This is a genomic window from Streptomyces gilvus, from assembly GCF_022513565.1.
In the GTDB taxonomy this organism is placed as follows: Bacteria; Actinomycetota; Actinomycetes; order Streptomycetales; family Streptomycetaceae; genus Streptomyces; species Streptomyces gilvus.
Genome location: NZ_JAKWBE010000009.1, coordinates 45,762 through 70,552, shown reverse-complemented (window position 1 = coordinate 70,552; position 24,791 = coordinate 45,762). Strand labels below are relative to the sequence as shown.

Genomic DNA, 24,791 nt, shown 5'->3' with positions numbered 1-24,791 from the left:
CACCCCCAGCACATCCAGGAGACGAGAGAACGTGAGCGGCAAGGGCGCACCGGAGCTGTCCGTACGCAATGTGGGTGACCTGCGGGTCGCCGTCATCGCGGCGCAGTGGCACGAAAAGGTGATGGACGGCCTGGTGGACGGCGCGCTGCGCGCCCTGCACGACCTCGGCATCGACGAGCCCACCCTGCTCAGGGTTCCCGGCAGCTGGGAGCTCCCGGTGGTCGCCAAGGTCCTCGCCGGCCGCGGCTACGACGCGATCGTCGCCCTGGGTGTCGTCATCCGCGGCGGCACCCCGCACTTCGACTACGTGTGCCAGGGCGTCACCCAGGGCCTGACCCAGGTCTCCGTCGACACCGGCGTCCCGGTCGGCTTCGGTCTGCTGACGTGCGACAACGAGGAGCAGGCGCTGGACCGGGCCGGTCTGCCGGGCTCCAACGAGGACAAGGGGCACGAGGCGGTGACGGCGGCGGTGGCGACCGCGGCCACCCTCCGCTCAGTATCTGAACCGTGGCACTGAGGTAACCGGCCGTGGCGTAGTCTGACGCTCACCATGTCCAACAAGACGTTCGAGGAGCTCTTCACCGAGCTCCAGCACAAGGCCGCCCACGGCGATCCCGCCACTTCCCGCACCGCAGAACTGGTCGGCAAGGGCGTCCATGCCATCGGCAAGAAGGTCGTCGAGGAAGCCGCCGAGGTCTGGATGGCCGCCGAGTACGAGGGCAAGGAGGCGGCCGCCGAGGAGATCTCGCAGCTGCTGTACCACGTCCAGGTGATGATGGTCGCCCGCGGGATCTCCCTGGACGACGTCTACGCCCACCTGTGAGCCCCACCCCTTTCCCACACGAAACCCACGCGAAGGAAGCCGACCTCATGCTGCGCATCGCCGTCCCCAACAAGGGTTCCCTGTCAGGCCCTGCGGCGGAGATGCTGCATGAGGCCGGCTACCGGCAGCGCCGGGAGTCCAAGGAACTGCGCACCGTCGACCCGTCGAACGACGTCGAGTTCTTCTACCTCCGGCCCCGCGACATCGCGATCTACGTCTCCTCCGGCCGGCTCGACATCGGCATCACCGGCCGGGACCTGCTGGTCGACTCCGGCGCGGAGGCCGAGGAGATCCTGCCGCTCGGCTTCGCCCGCTCCACCTTCCGCTTCGCCGCCAAGCCGGGGACGGCGAGCGGCGTCGAGGACCTCAAGGGCCGTACCGTCGCCACCTCCTACGAGGGCATCGTCGAGGGCCACCTCGCCGAGCACGGCGTCGACGCCTCCGTCGTCCACCTCGACGGCGCCGTCGAGACCGCCATCGAGCTGGGCGTCGCCGAGGTCATCGCCGACGTCGTCGAGACCGGCACCAGCCTGCGCAACGCGGGCCTGGAGGTCTTCGGCGAGCCGATCATGAAGTCCGAGGCCGTCGTCATCCGCCGTACCGGCGCGGACGGCGAGGAGCCGAAGGTGCAGCAGTTCCTGCGCCGGCTCCAAGGTGTCCTGGTGGCCCGGACGTACGTGATGATGGACTACGACTGCCGCGTCGAGCAGCTGGAGAAGGCCGTCGCCCTCACCCCGGGTCTGGAGTCGCCGACCATCTCCCCGCTGCACAACGAGGGCTGGGTCGCCGTACGTGCCATGGTCCCGACGAAGGACGCCCAGCGGATCATGGACGACCTGTACGAGATCGGCGCCCGGGCCATCCTGACCACGGCCATCCACGCCTGCCGTCTCTGAGAGACCGTACGAGGACCGTGCGAGATGTCTGATCTGCCCGCTCTCCCCGTCACCTTCCGGCCGGGCCGCACCCGGGCCGTCCTGCTCACCGGCGGCGTCGCCATCTTCGTGGTGATCACGACCGTCGCCCTGCTCCTGGAGCAGCTCGGCCCCGGTGAACGGCTCAGCTTCATCCTCACCGGCGCGCTCCTCTTCGGAGTCCTGGCGACGCTCGCCCGGGTGAAGGTCGTCGCCGAGGAGTCCGGTGTCACCGTCGTCAACATCGTCAGCAGGCGGCACCTGGAGTGGACCGAGATCCTCCATGTGAACCTGCGTCCCGGCGATCCCTGGGTCTTCCTCAACCTCAGCGACGGCACCAGCCTGCCCGCGCTCGGCATCCAGCCCGGTATCGCCAAGGAACGTGCCATCGCCGACGCGCGTGCGCTGCGCGCGCTCGCCGAGGCCCGCTCGACTAGGGATCTGCCGTAGAGAGCCCTGTCTTGATTAATCTGTTGGCGGAGGCGTATTCCGGCGCCTCCGCCGCCGACATGCCCCATGGCCCTCAGCGGCCCCCTGCTACCCGAGGAGTGACTCCCTCCAGCGATGGACGGATCGTCCTGTAGTACCTGCGCCGCCCCCTCCCGACATACCGAGGCGGCGGCATCATGACCACCCCCCTGCTGCTCCTCGGAGCGGCCGTCCTGCTGATTCTGGCCAACGGCTTCTTCGTGGCCGCCGAGTTCGGGCTGGTCACGGTCGAGGCGACGGACGCCGAGAAGGCCGCCGCCGAGGGCGACAAACGCGCCCGCAGGGTCGCCGAGTCGCTGAAGGAGCTGTCCTTCCAGCTCTCCGGCACCCAGCTCGGCATCACCATCACCTCCCTGGTCGTCGGCATGCTCGCCGAACCGGCCCTCGCCGCTCTGCTGCGCGGCCCCTTCACGGCCGTCGGCATCCCCGAAGGGGCCGTCTCCGGCATCGCGGTGGTCGTCGGCATGCTGCTGGCCTCCGCCGTGCAGATGGTGATCGGCGAGCTCGTGCCCAAGAACTGGGCGGTCTCCAAGCCCATGCAGGTCGCCCGCTTCGTGGCCGGCCCGCAGCACGTCTTCGCACGTCTGTTCCGCCCGGTCATCGCGGCGCTGAACACCGTCGCCAACCGCCTCGTCCGCGCCCTGGGCGTCGAGCCCGCCGAGGAGCTGGCCTCCGCCCGCACACCCGGCGAACTGGTCTCCCTCGCCCGGCACTCCGCGCAGGCCGGCGCCCTGGAACAGGACACCGCGGACCTCTTCGTGCGGACCCTGTCGCTCGCCGAGCTGACCGCGCAGCACGTGATGACCCCACGGGTGAAGGTGAGCGCGCTGCAGTCCTCGGCCACCGCCGAGGACGTGGTCAACCTGACCCGCGCCACCGGCCTGTCCCGCTTCCCGGTCTACAAGGAGAAGATCGACGAGGTCGTGGGCATGGTCCACCTCAAGGACGCGCTGGCCGTCCCCGTGCACGACCGGCTGCGCACCCCCGTAGTCCGTATCGCCCGCCCGGCCCTGCTGGTCCCCGAGACCCTGCCGGTCCAGCCCCTGCTGGCGCAGCTGCGCAGCGAGCAGCCCATCGCGGTCGTCGTCGACGAGTACGGCGGCACGGCCGGGGTGGTGACGCTGGAGGACATCGTCGAGGAGATCGTCGGCGAGGTCCGCGACGAGCACGACGGGCAGGACGTGCCCGAGCTCGCCGCCGCCCCGCCGGAGGACGGCAGGCCCGCCTGGGACGCCGACGGCAGCTGCCGGGTCGACATCCTGCAGCGCATAGGCCTCGACGTGCCCGAGGGACCCTACGAGACGGTCGCCGGCCTCGTCGCCGATCTGCTCGGCCGTATCCCGGCCGCCGGTGACAAGGCCGAACTGCCCGGCTGGCGGCTGACCGTGCGCCGGGTGGGCCACTACCGGGCCGAGCGCGTCCGGCTGGTCAGGACCGGGCCGGTCGTGGAGGTCGCCCGATGAGCGTGCTGCAACTCCTGTTCGCCGCCCTGCTGGTGCTCGCCAACGGCTTCTTCGTCGGCGCCGAGTTCGCCCTGGTCTCCGTCCGCCGCAGCCAGATCGAACCCCTCGGCACGGCACGCGCCCGCCAGGTGCTGTACGGCCTCGAACGCCTGCCCCAGATGATGGCGGCGGCCCAGTTCGGCATCACCGTCTGCTCGCTGACCCTGGGCGCGGTGGCCGAACCGACGGTCGCGCATCTGCTGGAACCGGTCTTCGAGTGGATCCACCTGCCCGACGGCATGATCCACCCGCTGGGTTACGTCATCGCGCTGGCCGCGGTCGTCTTCTTCCACCTCGTCATCGGCGAGATGGTCCCGAAGAACCTGGCGATGGCAGCGCCCGAGAAGGCCGCCCTGTGGCTCAGCCCCGGGCTGGTCTACTTCGCCCGGATCTGCAAGCCGATCACCGTGGCCCTCGGCGCCTGCGCGCAGGGCATCCTGCGGCTCTTCCGGGTCGAACCGAAGGACGAGGTCGAGGCGGTCTTCACCAGCGAGCAGCTCAACCGCCTGGTGGAGGACTCCGGTCAGGCGGGCCTGCTGGACCCCGAGGAGCAGGAACGCCTCGAGGACGCCCTGGAGCTGGGCTCCCGGCCGGTGACGGACGTGCTGCTGGGGCGCGAGTCGCTGATCACGGTCAGCCCCTCGGTCACCCCCGGCGAGATCGTCCGGCTCACCGCCCGCACCGGCTACTCCCGCTTCCCGGTCGCCGCGGACAACGGCGCCTTCATGGGCTACCTGCACGTGAAGGACGTACTCGACCTGGAGGACTCCGAACGGGCGGTGCCGCAGCAGCTGTGGCGTCCGATGACGACCCTCCGCGCCGACCTGCCGCTGGACGACGCCCTCACGGTCATGCGGCGGGCGGCGACCCACCTCGCCCAGGTGGCGGACGGCTCGGGCAAGGTGCTGGGCCTGGTCGCCCTGGAGGACGTACTGGAGCTGCTGGTGGGCGAGGTCACGGATCCGGCGCACCGGGACGTGCCGGAGGTCCGGGTGACGGAGCCGCGGGGGAGCGGGGAGCCGGAGGAGGCGCTGGCGACCTGATCGGTGCGGGGGCCAGTGGTATGTCACATGGCACCGGGATCCTGCGGCCCCCGCCCCGACAGCACCTCCCCGTACGCCTGCATCAAGTCGGGCAGCCGCAACGTCGACAAGTCGTCCCGCGACAGCATCCCCGGGTACGTCGACAGTCGCAGATCCCGGTAGGCGCAGCTCTTCTCGTACAGGGTGCGCAGGAAGCGTCCGTTGCCCAGTTCGTCGATCCAGCCCTGGTCCACCACGTGCCCGGCGATCGAGCGCAGCTCGTCCAGGGCCTCCTCGTCCCACACGTCGCCGTTCTCCGCGGCCAGCACCTCGCCGATCGAGGTGAGTTCGAGGGGCCGGTAGGACGGGAAGTCGACGCGGGTCGTGAAACGGGAGGACAGACCGGGGTTGGCGGCGAGCAGCCGGTCCATGCCCTCGGGGTAGCCGGCCAGGATCACGACCAGGTGGTCCCGGTTGTCCTCGGCCCGCTTCAGCAGCACCTGCAGTGCCTCGTCGCCGTACGCGTCCCCCTTGCCGTAACCGGAGTTGGAGAGCGAGTAGGCCTCGTCCACGAAGAGCACCCCGCCGATCGCGGAGTCGATCAGCTCGTTGGCCTTCACGGCCGTCTGACCCAGGTACTCGCCCACCAGGTCGGCCCGTTGGGCCTCGACGAGGTGGTCGCCGCCGAGCAGGCCGAGGGCGTAGAAGACGCGCCCCAGGATGCGGGCGACGGTGGTCTTGCCGGTGCCGGAGGGGCCGGAGAAGACGAAGTGCCGTTTGGGCGGCTGGACCGGCAGCCCCTGCCCGGCCCGCAGCCGCGCCATGTTCAACTGCGCGGACAGCGCCTTGACCTGGCGTTTCACGGGCTCCAGGCCGACCATGCGCTCCAGCTCGGCGAGCGCCTCCTCGAGCAGCTCGGGATCGGTCGGCCCGGTCGGCAGCGGCGAGCCGACCACGCTCTTCTCGCGTACCGCCGGATCGATCACCGACGGCACCGGGCCGACGGGCGGGAGGTCGGGTTCGGGCAGCCGCAGGTCCCGTACCTCGGTGCCGAACAGCGGGTCGAGGGCGTCGGGGCCCTCCAGCATGTCCTGCGCGCCGGAGAGCGTGATCGCGGCGAGGTCGGCGGAGTCGTCGTACCCGTCGCTCTCGGCGATCGCCGCGAGCCGGGCCGAGGTGTCCATGAAGGCGGGGTCGACCCGGTGCACGGCCCGGTACAGGGGCAGCGCGGCGGCCGAACGGCCTGTTCCCTCATGGGCCCGCGCCAGCCAGTACCGCAGCTCCTTGCGCTGCGGCTGCTCGCTGCGGCAGCGCATCAGCGCCGCCGCGAGCAGCGGCTCGGCCTGGCCGTACATCTCCAGCCGGACCCGGGCCATCCCGCCGAACAGGCCCGCCTCGATCCCGAGCAGCGGGTCGTCGATCAGCGGGTCGGTGTGCCGGACGAGCTGCTCCCAGTCCTTGACCAGGTAGGCGCGGCAGGCGTGCAGGAAGCGGACCTGGTGGTCGGTGTCGATGGGCGGCAGACCGGCCAGCGCCCGGTCCAGCTCGGGGACATGACGGCCGTCCAGCCAGTGCGAGGCGTGCGCGAGCAGCAGGTCGCGCGGGCTCTCCAGGACCGGCTGCACCCACCAGCCCAGCCAGTACCAGGAGTTGAGGGAGCGGCGGTGCCGGGCACGCTGCTCGCCGAAGCGGTCCCGGTGCCGGAACATCCTGAGCAGCGCCGTCGTCGTGTCCACGCGCAGCGCGTGCAGTCCGAGCCAGCCGTCGGCCATCCCGGGATCCATCCGCACCGCGGTCCGGAACTCCTCCTCCGCCTGCGGATACGCGCCCATGGTGTAGGCGTCCACGCCTCGCAGCCAGGCGAGGTCGGCCGGGGCCTCGGGGCCCTGCGTGCCGAAGTCCATCACGTCCCCCACAAACCGTGCCCCCGTCGGTTGGCCGCCGGGTGGTCACCCGTCGGCCGCCTTGATCGAACCGCCGTACCGCTGACCGGAGTTGCGGTGCGCGCACAGCCGCTCGTAGGTCGCACCGAGGGCATGGTACCTGCGGTGGTGTCGCCCGCCGAAGGGTGCCGCACAGGACGTTTGACGAGGTGGGAGCGGATGAGCCGGAGAGCGGACGGTGACCGAGGGTGAGCGAAACGCACCACAGAGCGTCCGGAAAGGTGGGGCAGGGCAGAACGAAGCCCCCGATCACGGGGGAACAACCGGGGGCTTCGCGACAGTGGGCGGCTCGGTATGGCCGCTCATTGAGAACGTAAGACCTGTACGGCCCCTCGGTCAAGCCGAGTTGGGGCACTCCGGGAAGTTCCCCGGCGGCCGTCTTCACAAGTTCAGCACATTGCGGATGGTCCGTCACTCTGGGTGAGCGGCTGGTCCGGTCCAAGTCTCCCTCCTGGCCCCGGCAGTACCTCATATCCCTTCTCACACTGCTGTACCAGGGAGTGGGCGAAGGGCCGGGAGGGATCCTCGGCGAAGTGCTGTCGTTCCGCTCGGACCCATCCGGCCCAGAACTCCCGCTGTTCCGCGCCGTCCCGCTGTCGTCCCCGCGTCCACGCCTCCTCGTGCGGCAGCTCCATCCACAGCAGGTGTGCGAGATGGGGGCGGAGCGCGCGACGGCCGGCGCCGACGCCCTCGACCAGCACCACGGGGGCGGCCGGGAGCGGGCGCGGCGGGCCGAAGCGGCGGGCGCGCCAGTCGTAGGGGGTGTAGTGGGCGGTCTCGCCGCGGCGGAGCGGTTCGATCACCTGGGTCAGCAGCCGCCCGGTCCAGGCGAACAACTCGTCGTGGCTGGCGATGTCGTCGAGGTGCAGCACCGGTGCGTCGCCGAGGGCCCGGGCCAACTCCCCGGCGAAGGTGGACTTCCCGGAACCCGCGTGCCCGTCGACCCCGACCAGGCGGACCGGACCGCAGGACGGGGGGAGGCGGCGGAGCCGGGAGGCGAGGGAGTGGATGGCCGTTCCTTGGCTGCACGGAGGTGGGCGTGTTTCGGCCACAGTCTAGTCGGGAGGCGGGATCGCGGCGCAGAGCGTCGCAGGTCATGCCAGTGGTCCACGCCAATATTGGTGGGCGCGCCGCGCGGCGAAGTGCTGGCCGTGGACCACCTCCACGGCCATAGTGGGCCCACGGCGGCGCACCACAGGCCAACGCCGCACGACCGCGCAACGGACCCGTCCCGACTCGGACACCTGGGGGTCGTCCCACCCATGAGCAGAGCCGAACAGCCGTCCCGCAGAACACTCCTGGCCGCCACGGTCGCCGCCGCGGTGGTGGGCCCCTCGCTCTCCGTCGGCGTCGCCCATGCCGACCCGGCCCGCCCCGTCGACTACCACGCCTGGACCTCGTACCCCGACTGGCGCACCGGCGCCGCCCGGGGCACCCGCGCCGTCGCCGGCACCCGCCCCGGCGTCGTGATCGCCGACCCGGCCGGCACCACCGACTACACGGACCCGCACACCGGTACGACGGCGAGCTGGGAGTACGCGACCTGGACGTCCCCCGTCCACACGCTCCGCGTCCCCTCCACCGAGGCGGTCGCCTCCTGGAACGCGCACACCCCGGCGGGCACCTGGCTCCAGGTCGAGTTGCACGGCAGGTACTCCGACGGCACCGAGACGCCGTGGTACGTGATGGGCCGCTGGGCCGCGGGCGACCAGGACATCAAGCGGACCTCGGTCGACGGGCAGAGCGACGGCAAGAGCAGCATCTGGACCGACACCTTCGCCGTCGACGACGCCACCACCGGCCTGCGCCTTGTCTCCTACCGGCTGCGCCTCACCCTCTACCGCAAGCCCGGCACCAGGCTCACCCCGACCGTCTGGCGGCTCGGCGCGATGGGCTCCGACGTCCCGGACCGCTTCACCGTCCCGGCCTCCACGCCGGGCCTGGCCGGGGAACTGACCGTCCCGCGCTACTCGCAGGAGATCCACAAGGGCCAGTACCCGGAGTACGACAACGGCGGCGAGGCCTGGTGCAGCCCCACCTCCTCGCAGATGATCATCGAGTACTGGGGCGGCCGGCTCACCCCCGCGCAACTCGCCTGGGTGAACCCCGGCTACGCCGACCCGCAGGTCGACCACGCGGCCCGCTTCACCTACGACTACCAGTACGAGGGCTGCGGCAACTGGCCGTTCAACGCCGCCTACGCGGCCACCTACGACAACCTGCAGGGCGTGGTCACCCGGCTCGGCTCGCTCACCGACGTGGAGACGCTGATCGCGGCCGGCATCCCGGCCATAACGTCCCAGTCCTTCCTCAAGGAGGAGCTCACCGGCGCGGGGTACGGCACCTCGGGGCATCTGATGACGGTCATCGGGTTCACGGCGGACGGGGACGTGATCGCCAACGATCCCGCCTCGCCGAGCGACGAGGCGGTGCGACGGGTGTACAGGCGGCGCGAGTTCGAGAACATCTGGCTGCGCACCAAGCGGTACAACGCCTCCGGCAAGGTCGTCTCCGGCAGCGGCGGTGTCTGCTACCTGTACTTCCCCGCGCGCCCCAGCGCCCGGCAGCGCAAGGCGCTCGCGGCGGTCGGCGTGCGCTGACCGGACGGCCATCCGCGAAGGCCCCGGCGAAACCGGGGCCTTTGTGCTGTGACCAACGTCTCTGCCGCAAAAGCCGTTCCCGGTGGCAAGGTGGACGCAACGACGGGGGAGTCCACCGCACCCGACCTCAGCGAGACACCATGACCGCACACTCGGCCACCGCCGCCCGCACACGCACCGGCGGGCCACGGGACGACGGCCCGAAGATCCTCGAACACGTCATGGGCTGGACCCTGGTCGTGGTCGTCGCCATGCTCGTCGTCCAGCTCGGTCTGTTGTGACCTGATCCCACGAAACCCGGGGTTCACCACCGCGCCCACTCGTCGATCAGAGTCGAACGAATGGGCGTTGTTGTTCTGACATACTGCGGATGTCCCGCCCCCCGCCCGAGACCAGGGTCCGAATTGAAGATCAGCGAACAGAGCGATGCCGCCCGCCCACGGGCGCGCGGCACCGAGCGCTCACTGGCGCGCCGCGCCGAACTCATCGCCATCGGGCGGAAGTTGTTCGCCGACACGTCCTACGACGCACTCTCCATGGACGACATCGCCAAGCAGGCGCACGTCGCCAAGGGGCTGATCTACTACTACTTCCAGTCCAAGCGCGGCTACTACCTGGCGATCATCCACGACTCGGTCGCCGACCTGATCAACTTCGCGGGCGGCGAGGTGGACCGGGAGCAGCTGGACCGGGTCCACCGCACCATGGAGGCCTACCTCCGCTGGGCCGAGCACAACCAGGCCGCCTACCGCACGATCGTCAGCGGCGGCGTCGGCTTCGACGCCGAGGTGCAGGCCATCCGGGACGGGGTGCGCGAGGCGATCGTCGCCACCATCGCCGACGGGGCGTACGGCCGGACCGACATCGCGCCGCTGGCCCGGATGGGCCTGTTCGCCTGGGTGTGCAGTGTGGAGGGCGCGACCCTCGACTGGATCGACCGGCCGGCCCTGACCCGGGACCAGATGCGCGAACTGCTGGTCAAGACCCTCGGCGGCTCGATGCGCGCCATCGAGGAACTCGACCCCGCGTACCCGGCCCCGCCCCCGGCCCGCCGGGACGGCTGAGCAGGGTCGGCCGAAGGCCTTGATCAACTCACCGTTCGCGGTGTCGCCGCTCAGCTCCCAGAAGAAGGTGCCGCCCAGGCACTGCTGGTTCTTGTGCGTCGTCTTCGTCGCGATGGTCGCGGGCGTGTCGTAACTCGACCAGTTGCTGCCGCACTTGGCGTACGCGGTCCCGGTCGCCGGCCGCCGACTGTGCCACGCCGGTCCAGCCGCGGCCGTAGAAGCCGATGCCCAGCAGCAGCTTCGAGGGCGGGATGCCGAGGCCCTTGAGCTTGGCGACGGGCGCCGAGGTGGCTTCGCGAAGGCGTGCCCGCACCGGCCGGCAGACCGGCGCCGAGGATGGCGCGGCAGGCGGCGGAGACCAGTGCCCGGACGGAGGTGCGGGGTCATGAGCCTCAGGAGGACTAGACCAGTCGGCCAATGGTGCGGACCAATGCGAGGCCGGTTCGCCGGGAGCGGACGGCGCTTCGGAGCGGCGCGGGATATTCTTGAAGTAAGCGGTCGTTAACTGGTGACGGGATGTCTCCGATCGGGCATACTCACAGCGCACAGCCGCTGGTCAGCAGCTTCCGAGACCCGGAGGCGCGAGCACCGGCAGGCCGCGAGCAGGACCCGGCGGAGCCGCCCCCACCCAGGGCGCACGCCGCCGATGTGCCCGAAACAGGGAGGAGAGCGTCGCCATGCCCGACCGCGCCCCGCAGCCGGTGGACCGTCAACTGCCCACGGACGAGGCCCGGGATCTGATCTCGCTCGTCCGGGACATCGCCCAGCGCGAGATCGCGCCCAGGGCGGCCGACGAGGAGGACGCCGGACGCTTCCCCCGCGAGGTCTTCACCCTCCTGTCGACGTCGGGACTGCTCGGACTGCCGTACGACTCCGAGCACGGCGGTGGCGACCAGCCGTACGAGGTCTACCTCCAGGTCCTGGAAGAGCTGGCCGCGGCCCGTCTCACCGTCGGCCTCGGCGTCAGCGTGCACACGCTCGCCTCCTACGCCCTCGCGGCCTACGGCACCAAGGAACAGCAGGTCGAGCACCTGCCCGCGATGCTGGGCGGCGGCCTGCTGGGCGCCTACTGCCTGTCCGAGCCGTCGTCCGGCTCCGACGCCGCCTCCCTGCGCACGAAGGCGGTGCGCGACGGTGACCACTGGGTGATCGACGGGACCAAGGCCTGGATCACCCACGGCGGCATCGCCGACTTCTACACCGTCATGGCCCGCACCGGTGAGGACGGCCCGCGCGGGATCACCGCCTTCCTGGTGCCCGGCGACGCCGAGGGCCTCAGCGCCGCGGTGCCCGAGAAGAAGATGGGCCTCAAGGGCTCGCCCACCGCCCAGGTCCACTTCGACGGGGTGCGGGTCTCGGACGAGCGGCGCATCGGCGAAGAGGGACAGGGCTTCGCGATCGCCCTGGCCTCCCTCGACTCCGGCCGGCTCGGCATCGCGGCCTGCGCCATCGGACTCGCCCAGGCGGCCCTCGACGAGGCGGTCGCCTACGCCACCGGACGCCAGCAGTTCGGGCGGCCCATCGCCGACTTCCAGGGACTGCGGTTCATGCTCGCCGACATGGCCACCCAGATCGAGGCGGGCCGCGCCCTGTATCTGTCGGCGGCGCGGCTGCGCGACGCGGGCCGGCCGTTCGCCAAGCAGGCGGCCATGGCCAAGCTGCACTGCACGGACACCGCGATGAAGGTCACCACCGACGCCGTCCAGGTCCTCGGCGGATACGGCTACACCGCGGACTTCCCGGTCGAACGCCATATGCGCGAGGCCAAGGTGCTGCAGATCGTCGAGGGCACCAACCAGATCCAGCGCATGGTCATCGCCCGTCACCTCGCCGGCCCGGAAACCCGCTGAACTGCCCCGGCAGCACCTGCGGGGCCGCCAGCCTGACCCACTCCGGGTCATGGCGGCCCGGCAGGGTACGGCCCCGGTCGGCCCAGGTGCGCATCAGATCGCGGTAGATCGGCGGGTCCGGGACGGGCGGCGCCGGGGGAACCGTTCTTGCGGGCGGCGGGACGAGGATACGGCGCTGACGCCCGGTCGCTGAATCTGTGGGGGTCATACCAGGGCAACGCGACAGCGGACGGACAGGTCACCGATCCGTCGAATCGAGCGTGAGTTCGCGACCGTCTCTGGTCACCGGCCACTGTCTGACGTACCGTCAGCCACGCCGTCTCCAGGGAGGTTTGGCATGGCCGACGACCGTCCCGTGCCGCTCGACGAGTACCCCGTGCACCAGGTCCCCCTGTCCATGCGGCACGTGGCCACCGGGGACCGCAACGCCTACGACCGCTGCATCTTCCACGTCCTGGACCACGAGGGACGGGCCCTGCTCATCGCCGGCCTCGGCGTGTACCCGAACGTCGGCGTGATCGACGCCTACGCGACCCTGCGCGTGGCGGACACGGTCCACGCGGTACGGGCCTCCGACGCGCTCGGCGACGACCGGATGCGGCTCGCCGTCGGACCGCTGCGCATCGAGGTCCAGCAGCCGCTGCGCAGGCTGCGGCTGTTCAGCGACGACGAGGCGTTGTCGTACGACCTCACCTGGAGCGCCGACTTCCCGGCCCTGTGGGAGCCGCACCACGTCCAGCGCCGCGGCGACCGGCTCACCCTCGAAGGACGCCGCTTCGTGCAGGCCGGGAGCGTGGAGGGGGTGATCCGGGCGGCCGGCGAGGAGTTCCGGGTCGGCGCCGCGCGGTGGACCGGCACCCGGGACCGCAGCTGGGGAGTGCGGCCCATACCGGGGGAGGAGGGCGGCCGGTTCGCCGAGGAGCAGCCGACCGAGGGCTTCCACTGGCTGTGGTGCCCGGTCCGCTTCGAGGACCGGTTCCTGATGGTGATCGTCCAGGAGGACGCCGACGGCTACCGCTCCCTCAACGACGCCACCCTCGTCCGCCCCGGTCACCGCGACCGCCAACTCGGCTGGCCGCAGCCCGAGATCACCTACCGCTCCGGCACCCGTCACCCCGAACGCGCCGTCGTCCACCTCGGCGACCTCCGCAAGCCGCAGGAGCTGGAGGCCGAGATCCTCACCTCGTCCCCGCTCGCGATCGGCGCCGGCTATCCGCCCGCCGACGACTGGCAGCACGGCACCTGGCAGGGACGGGACTGGACCGACCGGCGCACCTACGACCTGACACAGCCCCACCCCCTCGCCGCGTACGGCGTGACCGACCACGCGGCGCGCTTCCGGCTCGACGGGCAGGTCGGCCACGGCATCTTCGAGCACGGCTCGTTCGGGCGGCACGACCCGAGCGGCTTCAGGGACTTCACCTCGGTCGCACCGTAAGGGGGTTCACGACATGGCCACGGCACCCCGCCCCCGCACCACCACCCGGGACCCGGAGGAGCTCGCCCGTCGCCTCACCGCCTGGCTCGGCACCCGGCTGCCCGGTGCCAAGGCGGTCGGCGTCAGCGTCCCCGAATCCAACGGACTGTCCAGCGAGACCCTGCTCTTCGACATCGAGCACCCCCGCCCGCCGGTCGTCTCCTGCGCCCTGAGGCTGGCGGCGGACCCGGCGGCGTACACCGTCTTCCCGGTGTACGACATGCCGCGCCAGTACCGCACGATGCGCGTCGTGGCCGAGCACACCGACCTGCCCGTGCCGAAGGTGCTGTGGCTGGAGGAGGACCCCGGCCCGCTCGGGGCGCCGTTCTTCGTGATGGAGCGGGTCGCGGGGCGCGTGCCGCCGGACGTGATGCCGTACACCTACCAGGGCAACTGGCTGCACGCGGCGAGCGACGCCGAGCGCGAGCGGCTGGAGGCGGCCTCGGTCGGACTCCTGGCCCGGCTGCACGACCAAGTGCCGCCGGAGGCGGCCGAGTTCCTCGCCCTGCCCGGCGACGGCGACACGCTGCGCCGCCATGTCATCGCCCAACGCGCCTACTACGACTGGGTGGTGGACGGACACGCCCGCTCACCGCTCATCGAGGCCGCGTTCGAGCGCCTGGAGGACCTCTGGCCCGAGGATCCGGGCACGCCGGTCCTCAACTGGGGTGACGCACGCATCGGGAACGTCGTCTACGACGGCTTCGAGCCCGCCGCCGTCCTCGACTGGGAGATGGCGGCCCTGGCCCCGCGCGAGGTCGACCTCGGCTGGACCGTCTACCTGCACCGCTTCTTCCAGGACCTGACGGTCGCCTTCGGCCAGCCCGGACTGCCGGACTTCCTGCGCCGCGACCGCGTCGAGGCCCGCTACGCCGAACTCACCGGTCACACACCGCGCGACATGGACTTCCACACCCTGTACGCGGCCCTGCGGCACGCCATCGTGATGCTGCGCATCGCCTACCGGCAGGTGCATTTCGGCGAGGCGGCCGTCCCGGCGGACCCGGACACACTGATCCTGCACCACGGCAGCCTGCGAGCCATGGTGCAGGGCAGCTACTGGGACTGAGCGAGGCGGTTCAGGCGGCCTGACGGCGCATCACCGGCACGCGCATCGGGCGCGAGCCCGGGCCGCCGACGTGCGAGAACGGCTGCGTCCGCCAGTCGAGCCCCTGAGGGAGCGTCAACAGCAGGGCGGTGTCCTGCTCCTGGGCCTCGGCGGAGTCGTCCGCGGAGCGGGCCTCGGCGGCCCTGCGGCCCGTGCCGGCACAGACCGTCAGGCCGAACGGGTTCCACGGCGAGGCGCACAGCGCGTGCTCCGGCAGGACCTCCTCGTCGGCCAGCAGGGCGATGGGCTGCGCGCAGTCCGGGCAGACCACCCGGTACATCTCGAAGGTGTCGTACGCGTCGAGTTCCTCGTCGTCGTAGGCGTCGGGTTCGACGCCCTCCGGCTCGGGCTCGACGACCGGCTGGAGCCGCTTGGACGCGGTGCGACCAGGGCGCTTGAGACTCTGCATGGATAACTCCCCCTTGGGCTGGGGCCGTGAAGGCGCTGCGGCCTCGACCACAGCAAGCACTTCCCGTCCGCTCTCGGAGGTAATCACGAGAACATCACGGAGATGTCTCGGCGTATGTGGCGTTCGTCACATGCCGCTCGCAGGTGCCCCTGGCGGACCGTCTGTCGCCCGAACGGCTCACAGACCGCTCTCGCCCACATCACAAACCGGGTATGACCTGGGCTGCTCAGGTATCCGAGGAGATCACCCGCACTGTAGGTTCTGCCGCATGGAGGAGCTGGACCGTCAGATCGTGCAGCTGCTCGTCAAGGACGGGCGGATGAGCTACACAGACCTGGGCAAGGCCACGGGCCTGTCCACGTCGGCCGTGCACCAGCGGGTGCGGCGGCTGGAACAGCGTGGCGTCATCCGCGGCTATGCCGCGGTGGTCGACCCCGAGGCCGTCGGGCTGCCCATGACCGCGTTCATCTCGGTGAAACCCTTCGACCCCAGCGCGCCGGACGACATCGCGGAACGCCTCGCCGGCGTTCCCGAGATCGAGGCGTGCCACAGCGTCGCGGGCGACGAGAACTACATCCTCAAGGTCCGGGTGGCCACCCCCCACGAGCTGGAGGAGCTGCTGGCCCGGCTGCGCACGCTGGCCGGGGTCTCCACACGGACGACGGTGGTTCTCTCCACGCCCTACGAGGCCCGTCCGCCGAGGATCTGACCGCGCGGGCGCCGCCCCCGTGTGCGGCGTGCGCGCGGGGGCACGGGAGACTGTCCCCATGAGCGAGCGCAGCCCCGAGCCCAGCACCGTCCTCCTCCGCCGCGGCGAGGTCCACAGCCCCGCCGACCCCTTCGCGACCGCGATGGTCGTGGAGGCCGGACAGGTCGCCTGGGTCGGATCCGAAGGGGCCGCCGACGCCTTCGCGGACGGGGTCGACGACGTGGTCGATCTCGACGGCGCCCTCGTCACCCCCGCCTTCACCGACGCCCATGTGCACACCACCTCCACCGGGCTCGCGCTCACCGGCCTGGATCTGTCCGGTGCGCCCACCCTGGAGGCGGCCCTCGCTCTCGTACGCGAGTTCGCCGCAGGTCGGCCCGAGGACCGGGTCCTGCTCGGGCACGGCTGGGACGCCTCACGGTGGCCAGGCGGACGGCCGCCGACGCGCGCGGAGCTGGACGAGGCCACCGGGGGGCGTCCTCTGTATCTGAGCCGGATCGACGTCCACTCGGCGGTGGTGGCCACGGCCCTGCTGGACCTGGTCCAGGGGCTCGGCGCCCCCGACGGACCGCTCACCGCCGATGCCCACCACGCCGTCCGCGCGGCCGCGTTCGCAGCCGTGACGCCGCGGCAGCGCGCCGAGGCGCAGCGCGCGGCCCTCGCCCGCGCGGCCTCCCTCGGCATCGGCTCGGTCCACGAGTGCGGTGGGCCCGAGATCTCCTCCGAGGGCGACTTCACCGGTCTGCTGCGGCTCGCCGCCGAGGAGCCGGCACCCCGGGTGGTCGGCTACTGGGCCGAACAGGACGTGGAGAAGGCCCGCGAGCTGGGAGCGGCCGGCGCGGCCGGAGACCTCTTCGTCGACGGTGCCCTCGGCTCCCACACCGCCTGTCTGCACCGGCCGTACACCGACGCCGACCACACGGGCGCCGCCTACCTCGACGCGGCCGCCGTCGCCGCCCATGTCGTCGCCTGCACCGAGGCCGGCCTCCAGGGGGGCTTCCACGCGATCGGCGACGCGGCCGTGACCGCCGTGGTCGACGGGGTCCGGGCCGCCGCCGAGAAGCTGGGCCTCGCCCGGATCCGCGCCGCCCGCCACCGCGTCGAGCACGCCGAGATGCTGACGCCGGAGACGATCTCCGCCTTCGCCGAACTCGGCCTGACCGCCTCGGTGCAGCCCGCCTTCGACGCCCTGTGGGGCGGCGAGGACGGCCTGTACGCCCAGCGGCTGGGCACGGAGCGGGCCCGCACACTCAATCCCTTCGCCGCCCTGCTGCGGGCCGGGGTACCCCTCGCCTTCGGCTCCGACAGCCCGGTCACCCCGCTCGATCCCTGGGGCACGGTCCGCGCGGCCGCCTTCCACCGCACGCCGGAGCACCGTGTCTCCGTGCGCGCCGCCTTCACCGCCCACACACGCGGCGGCTGGCGCGCCATCGGCCGTGACGACGCGGGCGTGCTCGTCCCGGGCGCGCCGGCCGACTACGCCGTTTGGCGTACCGACGAACTGGTCGTGCAGGCCCCCGACGACCGGGTCGCCCGCTGGTCCACCGATCCCCGCTCCGGCACCCCGGGCCTGCCCGACCTCACCCCGGGCCGTGACCTGCCCGTCTGTCTGCGGACGGTGGTCGGGGGGCGGACGGTGTTCGTACGGCCGGGCGAGTGATCTCCCGGGGTGGCGCAGGTCCGAACGGGGCCCCGGGCCTCGTCGCGCGACCTGCGCCTGCGCCCCGCTGACCAGGTCGTTGATCGAATAGCCGCAGGTCAAACGGCTGTTGACAGGCGGCCGCACGGGGCCGATAGGTTCGGCCGAGTCCACCACCGGACGCCCTACCGGGGAACTTCCGCGCACTCGCCCGCGGCGCCGCTGGGTCAGGGACGGTGTGCCGCACCGGGGCACCGCCACTGGGAGCCAGGCTCAGCGCCCGCGACGCGGCGAGGGAACGTTCGGGCCGGTCGGGGAGGTGTGACCCGGGTGGGGCCCGGTCGTTCAGTAGACAACGGCTTTCGGTCGACCCGCAGCCAGCGGGTCCCAGGTCGGCCCGAAGGGCGCCGGGCCCCCATCCGCAGCATGTCCCTGCCAGGCATGCGAGGACGCCACGGGGGCAAAAGGCCTGAAAGGGCACTCTTACCCCACTCTTGTGGAATCGACACCACCATACGAACGTCCTGTCACGTCTGCGCAGGCCGCGGCCACTATGGTGGACGTCCTGCGTACGGACACGAAGGGGCAGCAGTGAACGACGGCGACGGAACCCTCGCGGCACAGGCCGGCAAGAGGCAGTTCGGCCCGCTCGGCACGGCCTTGGTGATCATCCCGACCTACAACGAGGCGGAGAACATCAAGAAGATCGTCGGCAGGGTCCGCAAGTCCGTTCCCGAGGCGCACGTCCTCGTGGCCGACGACAACAGCCCTGACGGCACCGGCAAGCTCGCCGACGAGCTGGCCGCCGAGGACGATCACGTCCACGTCATGCACCGCAAGGGCAAGGAGGGCCTGGGCGCCGCCTACCTCGCGGGCTTCCGCTGGGGCCTGGACCACGACTACGGCGTCATCGTCGAGATGGACGCGGACGGCTCCCACCAGCCCGAGGAACTGCCCCGGCTGCTCATCGCCCTCAAGAGCGCCGACCTGGTCCTCGGTTCCCGCTGGGTCCCCGGCGGCCGCGTGGTGAACTGGCCCAAGTCCCGCGAGTTCATCTCCCGCGGTGGCAGCCTCTACTCCCGCCTGGCCCTCGACCTGCCGCTGCGTGACATCACCGGCGGCTACCGCGCCTTCCGCCGCGAGACCCTGGAGGGTCTCGGCCTCGACCAGGTCGCCTCGCAGGGCTACTGCTTCCAGGTTGACCTCGCCCGGCGCGCGGTCAAGGCCGGCTACCACGTCGTCGAGGTCCCCATCACCTTCGTCGAGCGCGAGCTGGGCGACTCCAAGATGAGCCGCGACATCCTCGTCGAGGCCCTGTGGCGGGTCACCGCGTGGGGCGCCTCCGAGCGGGTCGCCAGGGTCCTGGGCCGCGAGAAGAAGGCCTGATCGCCACGGGCGTACGGCTGGCGGGCCTGCCTGATCGTTCGTTTATCCCGCTCTGAGCCGGGGCCAGGCACACTGGACGCATGACGACTGGTGCTCCGACCCCCACGTATCCCGCCCGGCCCCGGCGCTCCCGGCTGCGTACCTTCCTGCCGCTCGGCGTCGCGGTCTGGCTGGTGCTGGAGATCTGGCTGCTGACCGTGGTCGCCGGGGCGTCGAGCGGGTTCGTGGTGTTCCTGCTGCTGCTCGCCGGGTTCGTGCTCGGCGGCGCGGTGATCAAGAAGGCGGGCCGGCGTGCCTTCCAGAACCTCAACGAGGCGCTGCAGCGCGGCGGAACCCCACAGCGCGGCGGTGGCAACGGCCTGCTGATGCTGGGCGGCCTGCTGCTCATGATCCCCGGTCTGATCTCGGACGCGGTGGGCCTGCTTCTGCTCGTCCCGCCGGTCCAGAAGGCCCTCAGCCGCAGCGCGGAGCGCACCTTCGACCGCAAGCTGCGCGAGGCCGCCCCGGGCAGCTTCGGCGACGCATTCCAGCAGGTCCGCATCCACCGCCCCGACGGCAAGGTCGTCCAGGGCGAGGTCGTCCGGGACGACGAGCCGCGCGGTGACGCTCCGCAGGGACCGCGCCCGCCGCTGACGCGCTGAGCGCGCCGTGAACACACGACTGCGGGCGCCCCACGTGAACTCACGTGGGGCGCCCGCAGTCGTGTGTTTCGTTGTCGTGCGCCCGGCCCTGGGAGGGACTAGGCCGACTTGCGGCTGTCCCGCGGATGGACGGCGATGTTCATCGCCCCCGAACGCAGAACGGCCAGACGCTCCTCGAGGACCTCTTCGAGTTCCTCGCGGGTGCGCCGCTCCATCAGCATGTCCCAGTGCGTACGCGCGGGCTTGGCCTTCTTCTCTTCCGGGCCGTCGCCATCGACGAGGAGTGCCTGGGCCCCGCAGACCTTGCACTCCCACTCCGGCGGGATCTCCGCCTCGACCGAGAAGGGCATCTCGAAGCGGTGCCCCTTCTCGCATGCGTACTCCACGGCCTGGCGCGGTGCCAGGTCGATGCCGCGGTCCGTCTCGTAGCTGGTCACCACGAGGCGCGTGCCGCGAAGAGCTCGCTCACTCATGAATCGTGCCTCCCGGGCTTGTCGCCCACAGGACAGGTGTCGCTGTCGTCGTCATCCGGTCAACGTCCGGTCGGCGGTAAAGATTCCCGTTCCGAGTCCCGTTCCGGGTCATGCGTCGCCGTCGTAGCCGCCCCTTGTTGTACCCACCGTCGCCCGGTTTGTCACATCTGCTAGCAGATGTCACCCAGCGTTTCGTCATCTTTGACGCGCAGTAACGGTACGCCTGGCAGGCCAAACGCGTACACTACAGCCCTTTCGCCGCCGACGCTAAATCCTCTCGGGAACGGGATTCCCCGCGTCGTTGATCGCCTGCCGCACCGGAACCCGTGCGAGCAGGGCGAATCCGATGACGAAGAAGGCCACGAGCGAGATGATCGCGTCCCGATAACTTCCGGTCAGCTGGTAGGTGATCCCGAACAGAAGCGGACGGAGCCAGCTCATACCCCGATCGCTCATCTCGTACGCCGAGAAGTACTCGGCCTCCTTGCCCGGCGGGACCAGATGCGAGAACAGGGAACGGGACAGGGCCTGGCTGCCGCCGAGCACCAGTCCGATGCCGGCCGCCAGGACGAAGAACCACACCGGCGCCCCGGCCGGCAGGAAGTACCCGGCCGCCAGCGTCACCGTCCACGCCACCAGCGAGCCGAGGATCGTGCGCTTGGCCCCGTGCGTGCGCGCCAGCCGCCCCATCCCGAGCGCCCCCGCGACCGCCAGCACCTGGACCATCAGCACCGCCGTGATCAGCGTGGACTGGCTCAGCCCGAGCTCCTCGGAGCCGTACACCGACGCCTGCGAGATCACGGTCTGGATGCCGTCGTTGTAGATGAGGTAGGCCAGCAGGAAGGAGAGGGTGAGGGGCTTGGTGCGCATGTCCCGGACGGTGGACGCGAGCTGCCGCCAGCCGTGGACGGCGGGTGCCGCGGCGGTCGTACGGCGGTCGCGCAGTCGCCTGAGCGGTACGAGGGTGAACGCGCCCCACCACAGGCCCGCGGAGGCCAGGCAGATGCGGACGGCCGTCGACTCGGTCAGGCCGAAGGAGTCGTGTGCCGTGAACAGCACCAGGTTGACGATCAGCATCGACGAACCGGCCGCGTAGCCGAAGGCCCAGCCGCGCGAGGAGACCCGGTCGCGGTCCTCGGGCGGGGCGATCTGCGGCAGATAGGAGTTGTAGACGACCATCGAGACGGCGACGGAGGAGTTGGCGACGATCAGCAGCAGCCCGCCCAGCAGATAGCGGTCCCCGGACAGGAAGAACAGGCCGGTCGTGGCCGCCGCCCCCACGTAGGCGCAGGCGGCGAGCAACGGCTTCTTGCGTCCCGTGCGGTCGGCGGCGGCGCCCACCAGCGGCATCACCAGGATCGACACGATCACGGACGCGGACACGCAGTACGCGAAGAACGACCCGGCCCGGACCGGGATCCCGAGCGGATGGACGTATCCGTCGGCATCGGCCGCCGCCTTGGCGACCGACGTCAGACAGGGGCCCAGGAACACGGTGAGCACGCTCGTCGAGTAGACGGAGCAGGCCCAGTCGTAGAAGTACCAGCCGCGCTGCTCGCGCCGCAGGCCGATGGCTTCCGCCCGCACGGTGTCGGTGCTCACCCGTGCCCTCGCTTCCCCGCCGAAGGTGCCGTGCCAAGGGGGCGGTGGTGCGGGGCGGTCAGGTGTGGGGCACCCAGACGCCGCGGTCCTCCATGACCTTGCGCAACGTGTCGATGTGATCGGTCATGATGCCATCGACTCCCAGGTCCAGCAGCCGGTGCATCCGGTCGGCCTCGTTGATGGTCCACACGTGCACCTGCAGCCCGCGCGCGTGGGCGGCGCGGACGAAGCGGTGGTCGACGACCTGGATGCCGGACTGCGCCTCGGGCACCTGGGCCGCCACCGCGGAGCGGCGCAGCGCGGCCGGCACACCCCAGGAGCGCAGCCGCAGATTGAGTACGCCCCTGGTGCCGTACGAGGTCGCCAGGCGCGGCCCGGCCAGCCGCTGGGCGCGGATCACCCGTGCCTCGGAGAAGGAGCCGACACAGACGCGGTCCCAGGCGTTGGCGCGTTCGACGAGCTCCAGGAAGGGGTGGAGCGAGGCCTCGGCCTTGAGGTCGACGTTCCAGCGCACCTCGGGGAAGGTCTCCAGCAGCTCCTCGAAGAGCGGCACCGGCTCCTTGCCCGCCACGCGCGCGTGGCTCACTTCCTTCCACGGCAGATCGGCTATGCGCCCGGCTCCGTCCGTCACCCGGTCGAGTGTCGCGTCGTGGAAGGCGACCAGCCTGCCGTCCGCCGTGGTGTGCACATCGGTCTCGATGTACCGGTAGCCCGTCTGCACCGCCCGCCGGAACTGCAGCACGGTGTTCTCCAGACCGTCCGCGGCCCCGCCCCGGTGAGCGAAGGCGATCGGGCCGGGATGGTCGAGATAGGGGTGGCGTATCCGGGAGGTCACCGTCGCAGTATCGCTCCCTCCGGTTGCCCTTCGGCAACGACCGTGCTGCCGCCGGATGCCGCGGGGACGTCGAACACCCGCAGGAAGAGCTGGGCGAGCGGGCCGATGGAGAGCGCGTACAGGACCGTCCCGACTCCGACCGTGCCGCCCAGGGCGAATCCGGTGGCCACGACCGCCACCTCGATCCCCGTCCGCATCAGCCGGATCGACCGTCCGGTACGGCGGTGCAGGCCCGTCATCAGACCGTCCCGCGGACCCGGCCCGAAGCGGGCGGAGATGTAGAGACCGGTGGCGACACCGTTGAGCAGGACGCCGGCCCCGAGGAGCGGGATCCGCACGAGCAGCGAGCGCACGTCGGGCACGAGGTCGAGGGTGCCGTCCATGGCGAGGCCGACGACGAAGACGTTGGAGACCGTGCCGAGGCCCGGACGCTGACGCAGGGGGATCCACAGGAGCAGCACCGCCGCGCCGACGATGATCGACACGACGCCGATCGTCAGCCCGGTGCGCCGGGCCAGCCCCTGGTGCAGCACGCCCCAGGGTTCCAGGCCCAGGCCCGCCTCGACGAGCAGCGCGGAACTCACGCCGTACAGGACGAGTCCGGCGTAGAGCTGGATCAGGCGCCGCCCGGGACGGTCCTTCGTGGACTTCGCGGACCTCAAGTCGTACCCCCTGTGGTCGGAGTGGCCTGGTGCATGTCACCCTGGGGCGTGGGTGGAAGCATCATCCATGGCCAATTCGAGGAAGGTGGACTGATTCCCATGGCCCATTGGACGTCGGCGATGGGCGCCGCGCAGCTCGCTCGGCTGCTCAACTCCCAGCAGGACCGCCCGGCCGGCCCCGGCACCCGCCGCCCGCCCGCCTACCGGGCGCTGGCCGACGGCATCCGGCTGCTGGTGCTGGAGGGCCGCGTCCCGGTGGCCGCACGTCTGCCCGCCGAGCGAGAACTGGCCCTCGCCCTGTCCGTGAGCCGTACGACGGTCGCCGCGGCCTACGAGGCGCTGCGCACCGAGGGCTTCCTGGAGTCGAGGCGCGGCGCGGGCAGCTGGACGGCCGTACCGGCGGGAAATCCGCTCCCCGCGCGCGGGCTGGAACCGCTGCCCCCCGAGGCTCTCGGCTCGATGATCGACCTGGGCTGCGCGGCGCTGCCCGCTCCCGAGCCGTGGCTGACCCGGGCCGTGCAGGGCGCGCTGGAGGAACTGCCGCCGTACGCCCACACCCACGGCGACTATCCGGCGGGACTCCCAGCCCTGCGTTCGATGATCGCCGACCGCTACACCGCGCGCGGGATCCCGACGATGCCTGAGCAGATCATGGTCACGACGGGCGCCATGGGCGCCATCGACGCGATCTGCCATCTCTTCGCGGGCCGCGGCGAGCGGATCGCCGTCGAATCGCCCTCGTACGCCAACATCCTGCAGCTGATGCGGGAGGCGGGGGCGCGGCTGGTGCCGGTCGCGATGGCCGAGGGGCTCGAAGGCTGGGATCTGGACCGCTGGCGTCAGGTGCTGCGTGACGCGGCACCGCGGCTCGCCTACATCGTCGCCGACTTCCACAACCCCACCGGCGCGCTCGCGGGCGAGAACCAGCGGCGGCAGCTGGTGGAGGCGGCCCGGTCGGCGGGGACGGTGCTGATCGCGGACGAGACGATGAGCGAGCTGTGGCTGGATGAGGACGTCGAGATGCCACGGCCGGTGTGCGCCTTCGACCCTGCCGGGTCCAGCGTCATCACCGTCGGCTCGGCCAGCAAGGCGTTCTGGGCGGGCATGCGCATCGGCTGGGTGCGCGCGGCCCCCGACGTGATCCGCAGCCTGGTCGCCGCGCGGGCTTACGCGGATCTGGGAACGCCGGTGCTGGAGCAGCTGGCGGTGAACTGGCTCTTCAACACGGGCGGCTGGGCCGAGGCGGTCGACATCCGCCGGGGGCAGGCCCGGGAGAACCGGGACGCCCTCGTCGCGGCGGTACGGCGGGAGCTGCCGGACTGGGAGTTCGAGGTACCCCGGGGCGGGCTCACGCTGTGGGTCCGCACGGGGGGTCTGTCCGGGTCCCGCTTGGCGGAGGCGGGGGAGCGGGTCGGCGTACGGGTCCCCTCCGGCCCGCGTTTCGGGGTCGACGGCGCCTTCGAGGGGTACGTGCGGCTGCCTTTCACCGTCGGCGGCGCGGTGGCCGACGAGGCGGCGGCAAGGCTGGCCGCGGCCGCGAAGCTGGTGGAGACGGGGGCCTCCGGCGGCGGGGAGACACCGAGGACGTTTGTGGCGTAGCCGGGGTGACGGGGGTCTGCCGCCGACCGGCGCGGGGGTGACAC

Annotated in this window: 24 protein-coding genes and 1 pseudogene; 17 read left to right on the top strand and 8 right to left on the bottom strand. The window is 71.5% G+C overall.

The window, feature by feature from the left end; translation table 11 throughout:
• Positions 1 to 31 precede the first annotated feature (31 nt).
• From ribH to MKW14_RS16105, 6 genes are all read left to right on the top strand, one after another.
• On the top strand, positions 32 to 517 hold the full coding sequence (gene ribH, locus MKW14_RS16130) for a 6,7-dimethyl-8-ribityllumazine synthase (protein WP_208783466.1): 486 nt from the start codon (positions 32 to 34) through the stop codon (positions 515 to 517).
• Between the two features lie 33 nt (positions 518 to 550).
• On the top strand, positions 551 to 823 hold the full coding sequence (locus MKW14_RS16125) for a phosphoribosyl-ATP diphosphatase (RefSeq protein ID WP_030946750.1): 273 nt from the start codon (positions 551 to 553) through the stop codon (positions 821 to 823).
• A 47-nt stretch (positions 824 to 870) separates the two neighbouring features.
• On the top strand, positions 871 to 1,719 hold the full coding sequence (gene hisG, locus MKW14_RS16120; RefSeq protein WP_240863241.1) for an ATP phosphoribosyltransferase: 849 nt from the start codon (positions 871 to 873) through the stop codon (positions 1,717 to 1,719).
• 24 nt (positions 1,720 to 1,743) lie between these two features.
• On the top strand, positions 1,744 to 2,187 hold the full coding sequence (locus tag MKW14_RS16115; protein ID WP_240863240.1) for a PH domain-containing protein: 444 nt from the start codon (positions 1,744 to 1,746) through the stop codon (positions 2,185 to 2,187).
• A gap of 176 nt (positions 2,188 to 2,363) precedes the next feature.
• Complete coding sequence (locus MKW14_RS16110; protein WP_240863239.1) at positions 2,364 to 3,689, top strand: hemolysin family protein; 1,326 nt, start codon at positions 2,364 to 2,366, stop codon at positions 3,687 to 3,689.
• Complete coding sequence (locus tag MKW14_RS16105) at positions 3,686 to 4,771, top strand: hemolysin family protein (RefSeq protein WP_240863238.1); 1,086 nt, start codon at positions 3,686 to 3,688, stop codon at positions 4,769 to 4,771. The genes MKW14_RS16110 and MKW14_RS16105 overlap by 4 nt, the downstream gene beginning before the upstream one ends.
• Before the next feature lie 23 nt (positions 4,772 to 4,794).
• Here MKW14_RS16105 and MKW14_RS16100 read toward each other — a convergent pair whose 3' ends face one another.
• Together MKW14_RS16100 and MKW14_RS16095 are read right to left on the bottom strand one after the other, a co-directional pair.
• Entirely contained in the window at positions 4,795 to 6,654 is a 1,860-nt protein-coding gene (locus MKW14_RS16100) for an AAA family ATPase (protein ID WP_240863237.1), read from the bottom strand.
• Between the two features lie 428 nt (positions 6,655 to 7,082).
• Complete coding sequence (locus MKW14_RS16095; RefSeq protein WP_240863236.1) at positions 7,083 to 7,745, bottom strand: uridine kinase family protein; 663 nt, start codon at positions 7,743 to 7,745, stop codon at positions 7,083 to 7,085.
• A gap of 210 nt (positions 7,746 to 7,955) precedes the next feature.
• Here MKW14_RS16095 and MKW14_RS16090 point away from each other — a divergent pair, with 210 nt between their 5' ends.
• The 3 genes from MKW14_RS16090 (at position 7,956) to MKW14_RS16080 (ending at position 10,357) form a co-directional block, all read left to right on the top strand.
• Positions 7,956 to 9,293 carry a C39 family peptidase gene (locus MKW14_RS16090; RefSeq protein ID WP_240863235.1) on the top strand — a complete coding sequence of 446 codons (1,338 nt, stop codon included), beginning with the start codon at positions 7,956 to 7,958 and terminating at the stop codon, positions 9,291 to 9,293.
• 140 nt (positions 9,294 to 9,433) lie between these two features.
• Positions 9,434 to 9,574 carry an SCO1431 family membrane protein gene (locus MKW14_RS16085; RefSeq protein WP_240863234.1) on the top strand — a complete coding sequence of 47 codons (141 nt, stop codon included), beginning with the start codon at positions 9,434 to 9,436 and terminating at the stop codon, positions 9,572 to 9,574.
• A gap of 123 nt (positions 9,575 to 9,697) precedes the next feature.
• Positions 9,698 to 10,357, top strand: a complete 660-nt coding sequence (locus tag MKW14_RS16080) for a TetR/AcrR family transcriptional regulator (protein ID WP_240863233.1) — start codon at positions 9,698 to 9,700, stop codon at positions 10,355 to 10,357.
• A gap of 15 nt (positions 10,358 to 10,372) precedes the next feature.
• Here the strand turns inward: MKW14_RS16080 and MKW14_RS16075 are convergent.
• Positions 10,373 to 10,724 (bottom strand): annotated as a pseudogene (locus tag MKW14_RS16075) (glycosyl hydrolase family 18 protein); the annotation flags it as partial.
• Positions 10,725 to 11,034: 310 nt separating this feature from the next.
• Between MKW14_RS16075 and MKW14_RS16070 the strand changes: the two are divergent.
• The 3 genes from MKW14_RS16070 to MKW14_RS16060 all read left to right on the top strand — a co-directional run bounded on the left by MKW14_RS16070 (position 11,035) and on the right by MKW14_RS16060 (position 14,753).
• Complete coding sequence (locus MKW14_RS16070) at positions 11,035 to 12,207, top strand: acyl-CoA dehydrogenase (RefSeq protein ID WP_240863232.1); 1,173 nt, start codon at positions 11,035 to 11,037, stop codon at positions 12,205 to 12,207.
• Between the two features lie 337 nt (positions 12,208 to 12,544).
• Entirely contained in the window at positions 12,545 to 13,645 is a 1,101-nt protein-coding gene (locus MKW14_RS16065; protein WP_240863231.1) for an Rv3169 family protein, read from the top strand.
• A 13-nt stretch (positions 13,646 to 13,658) separates the two neighbouring features.
• Positions 13,659 to 14,753, top strand: a complete 1,095-nt coding sequence (locus MKW14_RS16060; protein WP_240863230.1) for a phosphotransferase family protein — start codon at positions 13,659 to 13,661, stop codon at positions 14,751 to 14,753.
• A 10-nt stretch (positions 14,754 to 14,763) separates the two neighbouring features.
• Here MKW14_RS16060 and MKW14_RS16055 read toward each other — a convergent pair whose 3' ends face one another.
• Positions 14,764 to 15,201, bottom strand: coding sequence for a hypothetical protein (locus MKW14_RS16055; RefSeq protein WP_240863229.1), 438 nt, complete (start codon positions 15,199 to 15,201; stop codon positions 14,764 to 14,766).
• A gap of 268 nt (positions 15,202 to 15,469) precedes the next feature.
• Between MKW14_RS16055 and MKW14_RS16050 the strand changes: the two genes are divergently transcribed.
• The 4 genes from MKW14_RS16050 (at position 15,470) to fxsA (ending at position 19,576) form a co-directional block, all read left to right on the top strand.
• Entirely contained in the window at positions 15,470 to 15,910 is a 441-nt protein-coding gene (locus MKW14_RS16050; RefSeq protein ID WP_020138156.1) for an Lrp/AsnC family transcriptional regulator, read from the top strand.
• Positions 15,911 to 15,968: 58 nt separating this feature from the next.
• Complete coding sequence (locus MKW14_RS16045; protein WP_240863228.1) at positions 15,969 to 17,570, top strand: amidohydrolase; 1,602 nt, start codon at positions 15,969 to 15,971, stop codon at positions 17,568 to 17,570.
• 570 nt (positions 17,571 to 18,140) lie between these two features.
• Positions 18,141 to 18,935 carry a polyprenol monophosphomannose synthase gene (locus MKW14_RS16040; protein WP_240863227.1) on the top strand — a complete coding sequence of 265 codons (795 nt, stop codon included), beginning with the start codon at positions 18,141 to 18,143 and terminating at the stop codon, positions 18,933 to 18,935.
• An 80-nt stretch (positions 18,936 to 19,015) separates the two neighbouring features.
• Positions 19,016 to 19,576, top strand: coding sequence for an FxsA family membrane protein (gene fxsA / locus MKW14_RS16035; protein WP_240863226.1), 561 nt, complete (start codon positions 19,016 to 19,018; stop codon positions 19,574 to 19,576).
• A 98-nt stretch (positions 19,577 to 19,674) separates the two neighbouring features.
• Here the strand turns inward: fxsA and MKW14_RS16030 are convergent, their stop codons facing one another.
• The 4 genes from MKW14_RS16030 to yczE all read right to left on the bottom strand — a co-directional run bounded on the left by MKW14_RS16030 (position 19,675) and on the right by yczE (position 23,148).
• Complete coding sequence (locus MKW14_RS16030; protein WP_003977404.1) at positions 19,675 to 20,049, bottom strand: RNA polymerase-binding protein RbpA; 375 nt, start codon at positions 20,047 to 20,049, stop codon at positions 19,675 to 19,677.
• Positions 20,050 to 20,316: 267 nt separating this feature from the next.
• Positions 20,317 to 21,651: an MFS transporter gene (locus MKW14_RS16025; RefSeq protein ID WP_240863225.1), complete on the bottom strand. Its 1,335-nt coding sequence runs from the start codon at positions 21,649 to 21,651 to the stop codon at positions 20,317 to 20,319.
• Between the two features lie 58 nt (positions 21,652 to 21,709).
• Positions 21,710 to 22,486, bottom strand: a complete 777-nt coding sequence (locus MKW14_RS16020) for a glycerophosphodiester phosphodiesterase family protein (RefSeq protein ID WP_208782128.1) — start codon at positions 22,484 to 22,486, stop codon at positions 21,710 to 21,712.
• Positions 22,483 to 23,148: a membrane protein YczE gene (gene yczE / locus MKW14_RS16015; protein ID WP_240863224.1), complete on the bottom strand. Its 666-nt coding sequence runs from the start codon at positions 23,146 to 23,148 to the stop codon at positions 22,483 to 22,485. The genes MKW14_RS16020 and yczE overlap by 4 nt, the downstream gene beginning before the upstream one ends.
• A 99-nt stretch (positions 23,149 to 23,247) precedes the next feature.
• On the opposite strand from yczE, the gene MKW14_RS16010 reads away from it, so the two are divergent.
• The gene (locus MKW14_RS16010) at positions 23,248 to 24,747 is read left to right on the top strand and encodes an SCO1417 family PLP biosynthesis transcription factor (protein ID WP_240863223.1); all 1,500 of its coding nucleotides are present in this window, start codon (positions 23,248 to 23,250) and stop codon (positions 24,745 to 24,747) included.
• Positions 24,748 to 24,791: the final 44 nt, after the last annotated feature.